Here is a 12,579-nt window from a genome sequence, read left to right on the forward strand (position 1 = left end):
TTCTTTAACAGAAAGGTTTTTTATAGTTCATTTTCTTAAAAAAAGAGAACTTTTTCTAAAATAAAGAGAAAAAAATATGTTTTTTTGTTTTTATTCCAAAAACTGCTTGACTAAATAAAACAAAAGCTGTATAATAAGACAAAACTTTAAAACAGGAGGTTCTGGAAATGAAAAAGTCTAAGGCCAAGTATCTGACACTTGCAAGTGTCGTGTTAAGCGCAGGTATTCTACTGAGCGCATGTGGAAACTCAAGTAGCGCTTCTAAAACATATAACTATGTTTATTCGAGCGATCCATCTAGTTTGAACTATCTTGCTGAAAACCGTGCAACAACCAACGACATCGTTACTAATTTGGTAGATGGATTGATGGAAAATGACCAATACGGTAACTATGTTCCATCGTTGGCAGAGGATTGGACTGTTTCTCAGGACGGTTTGATCTATACTTACAAATTGCGTAAGGATGCAAAATGGTATACCTATGAGGGTGAAGAATACGCCCCTGTAACGGCGCAAGATTTTGTCACTGGGTTGAAATATGCTGCTGATAAAAAATCCGAAGCCTTGTACCTAGTTCAAGACTCTGTAGCAGGTTTGGATGACTATATCAACGGTAAAACAACTGACTTTTCAACTGTCGGTGTTAAGGCGATTGACGACCAAACAGTTCAGTACACTTTGACACGTCCAGAACCTTATTGGAATTCTAAAACAACTTCAACCATTCTCTTCCCTGTCAATGCAGATTTCTTAAAATCAAAAGGGGATGACTTTGGTAAGGTAGATCCTTCTAGCATTTTGTACAGTGGACCTTTCTTGATGAAATCGTTTGTTTCAAAATCTGTTATCGAATACAAGAAAAATCCAAATTACTGGGATGCTAAAAATGTCTTTGTGGATGATGTGAAATTGACTTACTATGACGGCAGTGACCAAGATGCACTAGCTCGTAACTTCGTAGAAGGAGTCTACAGCTACGCGCGTCTCTACCCAAATAGCTCAAGCTTTGAAGGAATTAAAGAGAAGAACAAGGATAACATCATCTATAGTATGCAAAACGCAACTTCTTATTACTTGAACTTCAACTTGGACAGAAAATCTTATAACTTCACTTCTAAATCCTCAGATATCGAAAAGAAATCAACCCAAGAAGCAGTTCTGAATAAAAACTTCCGTCAAGCCTTCAACTATGCTTACAACCGTACAGCTTATGGAGCACAATCTCAAGGGGAAGAAGGAGCAACAAAGATTATTCGTAACTTGGTTGTACCTCCAACATTTGTAAGTATCAACGGAAAAGACTTTGGAGATGTTGTTTCAGAAAAGATGGTCAACTATGGCCAAGAATGGCAAGGAATCAATTTTGCAGATGCGCAAGACCCATACTACAATCCTGATAAGGCCAAGGCTAAATTTGCGGAAGCCAAGAAAGAATTGGAAGCTAAGGGTGTGCAATTCCCAATCCACTTGGATGTATCAGTTGACCAATCAGCTAAAAAAGGTGTTCTTGAAGCGAGCTCTTTGAAACAATCCATCGAATCTGTTCTCGGAGCTGAGAATGTGGTTATCGATATCCAACAATTATCAACAGATGACTACGATAATTCTGGCTACCTCGCTCAAACAGCAGCTCAAAAAGACTTTGATATCTATAATGGTGGTTGGAGTGCTGACTACTTGGATCCATCAAGCTATCTTGATATCTTAAATGTCAATAACGGTGGTATGTTGCAAAACCTTGGTCTAGAACCAGGTGAGGTCAATGACAAGGCTAAGGCTGTTGGTCTGGATACTTACACTCAAATGTTGGAAGAAGCTAATAAAGAGCAAGACCCAGCAAAACGTTATGAAAAATATGCTGAAGTTCAAGCTTGGCTCGTTGATAGCGCCCTTGCAATTCCAAACGTTTCCCAAGGTGGAACACCTGGCTTGAGAAAGACAGTTCCATTCTCAGCGCCATTCTCACAAGCTGGAAATAAGGGTGTCGAATCATACAAATATCTCAAGTTGCAAGATAAGACTGTAACGACTGATGAGTATGAAAAAGCTAAAGAAAAATGGCAGAAAGAAAAAGAAGAATCAAATAAAAAAGCCCAAGAAGAACTGGCAAAACACGTTAAATAACCAGTCTATTCAACAGGAAAAACGATAGTTTCTCAAGGAACTATCGTTTTTATATAGTTTGAAACTATAGCTAGCTCTTGAAAAGAAGAAAATGAGTTAGTGAAAATAAGTGGTACAATAGTTACTATAGATTTGGAGGTATTGTATGAGCAAAGAACTACACATCAACACAATTTTGGCCCAGGCGGGAATCAAGTCAGATAAGGCAACAGGTGCCTTGGTGACGCCACTTCATTTTTCAACAACTTATCAGCATCCAGAGTTTGGCCAGTCTACTGGATTTGACTATACCCGTACTAAAAACCCAACTCGCAGTAAGGCGGAGGAGGTCTTGGCGGCAATCGAATCAGCAGACTATGCCCTAGCGACGAGTTCAGGTATGGCTGCGATTGTATTGGCCTTTAGTGTCTTTCCTGTAGGAAGTAAAGTCTTGGCAGTGCGCGATCTGTATGGTGGTTCTTTCCGTTGGTTCAACCAAGTGGAGCAGGAAGGCCGGTTCTATTTTACCTATGCCAATACAGAAGAAGAGCTAATTGCTGAGTTAGAGAAAGATGTGGATGTTCTCTATATCGAAACGCCAACCAATCCATTGATGTTGGAATTTGATATTGCCAAACTAGCCAAACTAGCTCATGCTAAGGGTGCCAAGGTTGTGGTGGACAATACCTTCTACAGTCCGATTTACCAACGTCCGATTGAAGATGGTGCGGATATCGTTCTTCATTCAGCTACCAAGTACTTAGCAGGGCACAATGATGTCTTAGCTGGGGTGGTTGTGACTAATAGTTTAGAACTATATGAACAACTTTTCTATAATCTCAATACGACAGGTGCGGTCTTATCACCGTTTGATAGTTATCAGTTGATTCGTGGTCTTAAAACTCTACCTCTTCGTATGGAACGTTCTACAGCCAATGCCCAAGAAGTGGTTGACTTTTTGAAGGATTCACCTGCTGTCAAAGAAGTGCTCTATACTGGACGTGGGGGTATGATTTCCTTTAAAGTAGTGGATGAAAAACGTATTCCTCATATTTTAAATAGCCTCAAGGTCTTTTCATTTGCGGAAAGTTTGGGTGGGGTAGAAAGTCTGATCACCTATCCGACAACTCAGACTCATGCAGATATTCCAGCAGAAGTGCGCCATTCCTATGGATTAACAGATGACCTCTTGCGTTTATCCATTGGGATTGAAGATGCTAGAGATTTGATTGCGGACTTGCGCCAAGCTTTGGAAGGGTAAGATAGATATGGGAAAATATGATTTTACAAGCCTGCCCAATCGTTTTGGCCACCATACCTATAAATGGAAAGAAGCAGAAGCTGATCGAGAAGTTCTACCAGCCTGGATAGCAGATATGGACTTTGTGGTTTTGCCTGAGGTTCGACAAGCTGTACAAGCCTACGCAGATCAGTTGGTCTATGGCTATACTTATGCTAGTGATGATTTGATTGAATCGGTTCAGGACTGGGAAGCCACACAACACGGCTATCACTTTGACAAGGATGCCCTCGTCTTTATAGAGGGAGTGGTACCAGCTATTTCAACAGCTATTCAAGCCTTTACAAAAGAAGGAGAGGCTGTTCTGATTAACACACCGGTCTATCCACCTTTTGCCCGCAGTGTCAAACTGAACAATCGCAAATTGATTACCAATTCTTTAGTGGAAAAGGATGGGCTGTTTGAAATTGACTTTGACCAGTTGGAGAAGCAATTGGTAGAAGAGGATGTGAAGCTTTATATCCTTTGCAATCCCCACAATCCTGGTGGACGTGTTTGGGAAAAGGAAGTGTTAGAAAAGATTGGGCATCTCTGCCAAAAACATGGTGTTTTGTTGGTTTCAGATGAGATTCACCAAGATTTGGCTCTCTTTGGTCACAAACACCAGTCATTCAATACCATTGATTCCGCTTTTAAAGACTTTGCCCTTATCTTGAGTAGTGCCACTAAGACCTTTAATATTGCTGGGACCAAGAATTCCTATGCAGTTATTGAAAATCCCAAGCTTCGTGTGGCTTTCCAAAAACGCCAGTTGGCCAATAACCAACATGAAATCTCAGGCTTGGGGTATTTGGCGACAGAAGCTGCCTACCGTTATGGTAAGGACTGGTTAGGAGAGTTAAAAGAAGTCATCGAGGACCACATTAACTATGTAGTGGATATTTTGGGCAACGAAACCAAGATTAAGGTCATGAAACCACAAGGTACCTACTTGATCTGGCTTGATTTTTCAGCCTATGACCTAACGGATGACCGCTTGCAAGAGCTTTTGAAGAATGAAGCCAAGGTTATCTTGAACCGAGGTTTGGACTTTGGGGAGGAAGGAACCCTTCATGCCCGCCTCAATGTGACTATGCCGAAGTCAGTACTGGAAGAGGTTTGCCAACGCATCGTGACCACTTTTGCTACACTTTAAAAATCGAGCCTTCTAGGAGAAAAGTCTTCCTAGAAGGCTATTTTCGTAGGGGAAAATGTGGTATAATGAAAAGATAAGATAAAGGGGTAACTATGGCTAAATTGATTCCGGGGAAGTTGCGCATGGAGGGTGTTACACTCTATGAAACAGGCAAGATTGAGATTATCAAGGAAAAAGGGAATCGCCTCTATACTCGTGTGGCGGGAGAAGACTTGCGCTACAGTTTAGAGGATGATCTGGTTTTTTGTGCTTGCGATTTTTTCCAAAAAAGAGGTTACTGTGTTCACCTAGCAGCGCTCGAGCATTATCTGAAGAATGATGAAGAAGGCCAGGTGATTTTACAAGCCTTAGAAAAAGGACATGAAGAGCAAGAAGAGGTCGAAACCAAGGTTAGTTTTGGTGGTAGTTTTTTGGAGCGTGTCCAACCTCAGAAGCGACAGAAAATCTACACTTTGTCGGCACAAGGCCAGGTGGAAGCTGGAACCAATCGCCTCCTTTGGACTCTTCGAATCGGTTTAGTTGATAGTCAAAAATATTATGTCATTCGTGATATCCCCCTCTTTTTGAAGGTCTTGGTCCATCGAAAGCCATATATGATCGGTAAGCACTATGAAAATGACTTGTCTTGGGATGCTTTTGATACAGCTAGTCAAGAAGTTCTTACTTTTTTATGTGGTTTGATTGAGGAGGGACTGAGTCAAGAACTCTTTTTTCCCAATCAAGGTCGTCACCTCTTTTTCCCTCTGACCTTTTTTGAGCAGGGAGTGGAGTTGCTGATGAACTTGGAAGATTTTCATTTTGAACACCAGATTATTAGTTATGAAAATCTTCTCTTTCATGATTTAGATCCTGATGCAGAACTGTTCTCTTTTTCCGTGCAGGAGTATCCTGATTATTTTGAGATGGAGATTTCTGAAAGTGAGCGAGTCAACGTATTCTATGGGGGAGCGGTTCTCTTTCGTAAGGGGAATCTTTATCTCTTAAACCCTGAACAAATCAGCCTTCTAAAGGAACTCAAGGAGCTCCCTCGGGAGGAAAGAGGGAGAAAATGCCTCCAGTTTGACAACAGTGATCGTGACCGCCTAGCCGCCTGTTTGCCTTTGTTTGGACAGCTGGGCACAGTTTCTGCTCCTGAGCGATTGCAAATCAGACCCTTTTCACCAGTCTTTTTCTTTGATAGGGAGGATGACGGTCGCATTCGTTTGGACATTCAGTTTGACTATGGAGATGTTAAGGTGACTAGTCGTCAACAGCTGGAACAATTACCTTTTTCAAGCGATGCCGTCTTGGAAAACCAGCTATTTCAAGTCTGTTTAGGGGCTGGTTTTGAGGCTGATTTTCAGTCTTGGAGACAGGCTTTGAAGCCAGAGTCAGTTTATTCTTTCTTTAACCATACGATTCCAGCTTTTGAGAAATTGGGTCAGGTTTTCTTGTCTGATGAGATGAATCAGCTCTACAGTGTCCAAGCTCCTCAGGTTCAGATTGAGTCCAAGGGAGGATTGTTGGAGATTCAGTTTGATTTCCAAGGGATTGCCCAAGAAGAGATTGATCAAGCTCTTAAAGCCCTGAACAGCAATCAGGATTTCTATATCAGCTCCTCTGACCAAGTGTACTTTTTTGATGAGGAAACCAAGCAGATTCGTCAAAATTTGCAGGAACTGGGGGTTGAGCTAAAAGGTGGTTCTTTCCAAGCGCGAAAATCTCTGGCTTATAGCCTTTCTCAGCTTTTTGAAGGCCGAGACAGGATTTCCTTCTCGGAAGAATTTCAGCATTTAGCCCATGATTTGACCCATCCAGAGGACTTTTCTTTGGGAGATATACGGGTGCAGGCGAGTTTGAGAGGCTATCAGGAAAAGGGTGTCCGTTGGCTCAAGATGCTTCATCACTATGGCTTTGGTGGCATTCTGGCAGATGATATGGGACTGGGAAAAACTTTGCAAACCATCGCTTTTTTGACTAGTCAGGTGACAGAAGATAGTCGAGTCTTGATCTTGGCTCCGTCAGGTTTGATCTACAATTGGGCAGATGAATTCAGGAAATTTGCCCCACAGTTGGATTTGGCTGTCGTTCATGGTTTGAAAGCGAATCGAGAAGCAATTCTTTCTGAAAATCACCAAATCTATGTGACTAGCTATGCCACATTTCGTCAAGACAGCGAGCTTTATCAAGAGATGGCTTTTGATTTTCTCTTTTTAGATGAAGCCCAGGTCATGAAAAATGCCCAAACCAAGATTGCTCAGAGTTTGCGCCAGTTTGTGGTGCCGGCAGTTTTTGCTTTGTCAGGTACGCCCATTGAAAACCATTTAGGGGAGTTGTGGTCTATCTTTCAAATTGTGCTTCCGGGGCTCTTGCCAAGTAAAAAGGAATTTATGAAATTACCGGCTGACCGAGTTGCGCAGTTTATCAAGCCCTTCGTCATGAGGCGTAAGAAAGAAGAAGTCCTAACAGAACTACCTGACCTGATCGAAGTCGTTTATAAAAATGAACTGGAAGATCAGCAGAAGGCCATCTATCTAGCCCAGTTGCAACAGATGCGAGAACGCCTAGCGCAAGTGACAGATCAAGAATTCCAGAGAAGTCGGGTAGAAATCTTATCTGGCCTCATGCGTTTGCGCCAAATCTGCGATACGCCAGCACTCTTCATGGACGATTACCAAGGAGCTAGTGGTAAATTAGATAGTCTCCGAGATTTATTGCTACAAGTGGCTGATGGCGGGCATCGGGTCTTGATTTTCTCCCAGTTCAAAGGAATGTTAGAAAAAATCGAGCAAGAACTCCCAGATTTGGGCTTGACCTCCTTCAAAATCACAGGTTCAACTCCTGCTCATGACAGACAGGAGATGACCAAGGCCTTTAACCAAGGGGAGAGAGATGCCTTTCTCATCTCCCTTAAGGCGGGTGGTGTTGGTCTCAATCTAACGGGAGCTGATACAGTTATTTTGGTTGACCTCTGGTGGAATCCGGCTGTCGAAGCCCAGGCTATCGGACGAGCCCACCGCATGGGGCAGGAGCAGATGGTCGAGGTCTATCGTTTGATTACCAAGGGAACCATTGAAGAAAAGATCCAAGAACTTCAAGAACAAAAGAAACATTTGGTTTCCCAAGTTTTAGATGGTACGGAGTCGCGTGCGAGTCTCAGTCTGGCAGAAATTCGTGAAATTTTGGGAATTTCTGAAGCCAGCACTTGAAAAATCAAGACAATACGCTATAATGAAGTGTTGAAAGGAAATACAAAATGAAACAAGATCGATTTCCATTGGTGTCAGATGACGAGATCATGCTGACCAAAATGCCAGTCATGGACTTGTACGATGAGTCAGACTTTATTAGCAATATCAAAGGTGATTACCGCGATAAGAACTATTTGGAATGGTCTCCTATCAATGAAGAAGAAACAGTAGTTTCTCCAGTGGTTAATAAGGAGTCAAAGCCAAGCCCAGAACCTAAAAAAGTTGAAAAAACGTATGCTGAATTGGCTCGAGAAGAGGCGCGTGCGGACTTGAAGAAGAAACGTTCAGCCAAGTATTTGACTCAGGATGTTAGTCATACCAGACGACACAATGGTTCAAAACTTGTTCGTCAAGGAAACCAACCAACAGCACCATTTCAAAAGGAAAATCCAGGTGAGTTTGCCAAATTTAGTAAAAACTTGAGCCAGTCTCACTATATCTTAGCTGAGGAGGTTGGCCAAGTGGCGAATCCAACTCCGAAAAACCAAACGGAAAAAGCTAAAAAGAACAACTACGATTTTCTAAAGAAGAGTCAAATCTATAATAAAAAGAATAAGCAAACAGAACAGGAACGTCAGGTTGCCCAAGAGTTGAATCTGACAAGAATTACTGAGTAGGGGAGAAAAGCATGTCAAAAACATATCATTTTATTGGAATCAAGGGATCAGGGATGAGTGCCCTAGCTTTGATGTTGCACCAAATGGGACACAAGGTTCAAGGTTCAGACGTTGAAAAATACTACTTTACTCAACGTGGACTAGAGCAGGCAGGGATTGCGATTCTTCCTTTTGATGAAAAGAACCTACAAGGTGATGTGGAGATTATCGCGGGGAATGCCTTCCGTCCAGATAACAACGTTGAAATCGCCTATGCAGATCAAATTGGTATCAGCTACAAACGTTACCATGAATTTCTAGGGAGCTTTATGCGTGACTTTGTCAGCATGGGAGTGGCAGGAGCTCATGGAAAAACTTCAACAACAGGTATGCTGTCACACGTCTTGTCTCACATCACAGATACCAGCTTCTTGATTGGTGACGGGACAGGTCGCGGCTCAGCCAATGCCAAATATTTTGTCTTTGAATCAGACGAATACGAGCGTCACTTCATGCCTTACCACCCAGAATACTCTATCATCACCAACATTGACTTTGACCATCCAGACTATTTTACAAGTCTAGAGGATGTTTTCAATGCCTTTAACGACTATGCCAAACAAATTACCAAAGGTTTGTTTGTATACGGTGAGGATCCCGAGTTGCGTAAGATTACAGCCAATGCGCCAATCTATTACTATGGTTTTGAAGCTGAAGGCAATGACTTTGTAGCTAGTGATCTCCTTCGTTCTACGACTGGATCAACCTTTATCGTTCATTTCCGTGGACAAGAATTGGGTCAATTCCACATTCCAACCTTTGGTCGTCACAATATCATGAATGCGACAGCTGTTATTGGTCTTCTTTACACAGCTGGATTTGATTTGAACTTGGTCCGTGAACACTTGAAAACTTTTGCAGGTGTTAAGCGTCGTTTCACTGAGAAAATCGTTAATGATACAGTGATTATTGATGACTTTGCCCACCATCCAACAGAAATCATTGCAACCTTGGATGCAGCTCGTCAAAAATATCCAAGCAAGGAAATCGTGGCAATCTTCCAACCGCATACCTTTACAAGAACCATTGCCTTGTTGGACGAATTTGCCCATGCATTGAATCAAGCAGACGCCGTCTACTTAGCGCAAATCTATGGATCAGCCCGTGAAGTGGACCATGGTGATGTCAAAGTAGAAGACTTAGCCAATAAAATCAACAAGAAACACCAGGTTATCACTGTTGAAAATGTTTCTCCACTCCTAGACCATGACAATGCTGTTTACGTCTTTATGGGTGCTGGAGACATCCAAACCTATGAATATTCATTTGAACGTCTCTTGTCTAACTTGACAAGCAACGTCCAATAAGGGAAACAGATGGAAATTCCAATCACTATAAGGCAAGCTACCCTATCAGATTTAGAAGAAGTGTTGGCGATTGAAGAATCTAATCCTTCATCAGAAGAGACACTTAGCCGCCAATCCTTAGAAAAGAGTATCCGCAAGACTGCGGGTACCTTTCTTGTAGCTGGGGATGAAAATGAGCTCCTAGGCTATGTTTTAGGAGAAGTTAAGTCTATTCATCCCAAATGGATAGAAATAAAATCATTGACCATTCATCCTGACCATTGGGGACAGGGGCTGGGAACTCTTCTTCTTGCAGCCTTGAAACAGGTGACAGTCGAAATAGATTATCAAGGTATTCTTTTACAAAGTCCTGAGAAGTTGCTATCATATTTTGAAATGAATGGCTTTGTTGAAGAAGAAGTGATAGGGAGTCAATATGACAATGGTTCTGAATGGTATCTGATTTGGGCCAATCCTTTTTATCAGGAGGAAATATGAAAATCAGACAAGCAAGATTTTCGGATTTAGATCGGATTATAGAGATAGAGCTAGAGAATTTTTCCCTTGAAGAAGCCATTCCTCGTTCGATCTTTGAAGCGCATTTGCAGGAAATTCAGACCAGTTTTCTGGTAGCTGAAAAAGGGGGGCGTATCCTTGGTTATATCGAAGGTCCAGTCGTCCCGCACCGCCATCTACATGATCAGTCCTTTACAGAAGAAATAAAAGACTATAGTCATCAACCTGGAGGTTATATTTCTGTGACTTGCCTATCTATTGCCAAGGAAGCACAAGCTTTGGGAGTCGGGAAAAGACTATTAAAGGCTCTGAAAGAGGTCGCTTTAGAACATGAACGAGAGGGCATTAACCTGACGTGTCATGATTATCTTATCGCCTATTACGAAAAACATGGCTTTGTTAATGAAGGAGTATCCCAGTCAAACTTTGCTGGGGAAACATGGTATGATATGGTTTGGCAGCCAGAAGATAAAGAAAACTAGCTAGGGAATGCCCAAGTTAGTTGCTTTTCTGCGACTTTTAAGATATAATATTATGGATTGTCAACAAGGAGGTAATGCTTTTGACTGAAAAATCAAGAGAAGAAGAAAAATTAAGCTTTAAAGAGCAGATTCTACGTGATTTAGAAAGAGTAAAAGAACATGATAAAAGAGAGAAGGAAGTAGAGATTCCAAATCTGACGGCTTCATCATCTCAAGCTAGTTCAGCAACTCCTTCAGATCCTGAACCAGAAACGTCAACAGAAGAGTTGATGGCTGATTCCCTATCTGTTGTCGATAAAATTCTAAAGAATGCGCCGAGTGTTCCTCCACTTTCGAGTGCTGAAGCTGATAAAATGGATGGACAAGAAGAGAAAGAGATTAGACAGCCAATCATTGACAAGATTGAAGTTGTAGAATCTGAAGAACCTCTAGTAGAGCCGATTCATATGGCTGAAGAACCTGTAGTGGAACCTGTTCAACCTAAGGTAGAACCAGTTGAGCTTAAACCCGAAGAAAAAGAATTTAACGATACTCCAACAAAGGTTGCCGTAACCTATAAAACAGAAGACAAGAAAGAGGAAATCACCCCAGGAATGCCTGAAAGAGTTGAGCCTGTTTCTACAGAATCTAGCAGCGGATTAGCTGATGCTCCACGTCGTAGTCGTCGTCAAGGTGCAACACCAACTAAGAAAAAGAAAAAATCAAAAGCTAAAGGTTTCCTATTAACAGTTCTAGTTCTCCTAGTACTCGTTGCAGTTGGTGGTTACTTTGGTTATGGTTACGTTCAAGATTCCTTGAAACCTGTTGATGCGAGTTCTAAAGATTACGTAACGGTTCAAATCCCAGACGGTGCAAATGTTCAAGAAATTGGAAGCACCTTGGAAAAATCTGGTTTGGTTAAACATGGACTTATGTTTAGCCTTTATGCTAAATACTATAGTCAAGCCAACTTGAAGTCAGGTTATTACAACTTGAAGAAGAGTATGAGTACGGATGAGTTGATTCAAGAATTGCAAAAAGGTGGGACTCCTGAAGCTCAGGCACCTGTTCTTGCAAACTTGACCATTCCAGAAGGCTATACATTAGAGCAAATAGCTCAAACAGTAGGACAACTTCAAGGTGAATTTAAAGAACCTCTTACTGCGGATGCTTTCTTGGCAAAAGCTCAAGATGAGACCTTTATCTCACAATTAGTAGCCAAGTATCCAAACCTACTTGGAAGTCTTCCAACAAAAGACAGTGGCGTTCGTTATCGTCTTGAAGGTTACCTTTTCCCAGCGACCTATACAATCAAAGATAGCACAACTGTTGAAAGTTTGATTGATGAGATGGTGGCTGCTATGGATAAGGCTATTTTACCATATTACGCTACGATCAAAGAAAAGAATCTGACAGTTAATGAATTGCTCAGCATTGCTTCTCTTGTCGAAAAAGAAGGTGCTAAGACCGAAGACCGCAAGAAAATCGCAGGTGTCTTCTATAACCGCTTGAATGTCGGTATGCCACTTCAAAGTAATATCGCTATCCTATATGCTCAAGGAAAACTTGGTCAAAAGATTAGTTTAGCAGATGACGCTGGAATTGATACAACGATTGATTCACCATACAATGTTTACACTCACCTTGGCCTCATGCCTGGACCGGTTGATAGCCCAAGTTCAGATGCGATTGAAGCAAGTGTAAACCAGACAAAGAGTGACTACTTGTACTTTGTAGCCAATGTAGAAGATGGTAAAGTATACTTTGCAACAACAAAAGAAGAACATGATCAAAACGTTGCAGAGCATATCAATAGCAAGTTACCTCAAGCAAGTAGTTCAAACTAAAATTATGTGGTTTTCCACATAATTTTGTTTTAAAAAAGTAAAT

9 protein-coding genes are annotated in these 12,579 nt (G+C 41.6%); all 9 read left to right on the forward strand.

Annotation, left to right across the window (positions count from 1 at the left end; all coding sequences use genetic code 11):
- Positions 1–167 precede the first annotated feature (167 nt).
- Entirely contained in the window at positions 168–2,126 is a 1,959-nt protein-coding gene (locus ACLV7H_RS03335; RefSeq protein WP_045592213.1) for a peptide ABC transporter substrate-binding protein, read from the forward strand.
- A 145-nt stretch (positions 2,127–2,271) separates the two neighbouring features.
- A complete protein-coding gene (locus tag ACLV7H_RS03340) occupies positions 2,272–3,366 on the forward strand; it encodes a cystathionine gamma-synthase (protein WP_411866357.1) in 1,095 nt (364 codons plus the stop codon).
- A gap of 7 nt (positions 3,367–3,373) precedes the next feature.
- Positions 3,374–4,540 (forward strand): MalY/PatB family protein, encoded by a 1,167-nt coding sequence (locus tag ACLV7H_RS03345; RefSeq protein ID WP_411866358.1) that lies wholly within the window; start codon positions 3,374–3,376, stop codon positions 4,538–4,540.
- A 92-nt stretch (positions 4,541–4,632) separates the two neighbouring features.
- On the forward strand, positions 4,633–7,728 hold the full coding sequence (locus ACLV7H_RS03350) for a DEAD/DEAH box helicase (RefSeq protein ID WP_411866359.1): 3,096 nt from the start codon (positions 4,633–4,635) through the stop codon (positions 7,726–7,728).
- A gap of 47 nt (positions 7,729–7,775) precedes the next feature.
- Positions 7,776–8,387 (forward strand): cystathionine gamma-synthase, encoded by a 612-nt coding sequence (locus ACLV7H_RS03355; protein WP_411866360.1) that lies wholly within the window; start codon positions 7,776–7,778, stop codon positions 8,385–8,387.
- Between the two features lie 11 nt (positions 8,388–8,398).
- Entirely contained in the window at positions 8,399–9,733 is a 1,335-nt protein-coding gene (gene murC / locus ACLV7H_RS03360; protein ID WP_411866361.1) for a UDP-N-acetylmuramate--L-alanine ligase, read from the forward strand.
- Between the two features lie 9 nt (positions 9,734–9,742).
- On the forward strand, positions 9,743–10,210 hold the full coding sequence (locus ACLV7H_RS03365; protein WP_411866362.1) for a GNAT family N-acetyltransferase: 468 nt from the start codon (positions 9,743–9,745) through the stop codon (positions 10,208–10,210).
- On the forward strand, positions 10,207–10,710 hold the full coding sequence (locus ACLV7H_RS03370; protein WP_411866363.1) for a GNAT family N-acetyltransferase: 504 nt from the start codon (positions 10,207–10,209) through the stop codon (positions 10,708–10,710). Before ACLV7H_RS03365 ends, ACLV7H_RS03370 begins: the two co-directional genes overlap by 4 nt.
- 74 nt (positions 10,711–10,784) lie before the next feature.
- Positions 10,785–12,536, forward strand: a complete 1,752-nt coding sequence (mltG, locus tag ACLV7H_RS03375) for an endolytic transglycosylase MltG (RefSeq protein WP_411866364.1) — start codon at positions 10,785–10,787, stop codon at positions 12,534–12,536.
- Positions 12,537–12,579 lie beyond the last annotated feature (43 nt).

It is taken from the genome of Streptococcus oralis (assembly GCF_965111685.1).
Lineage (GTDB): Bacteria > Bacillota > Bacilli > Lactobacillales > Streptococcaceae > Streptococcus > Streptococcus oralis_B.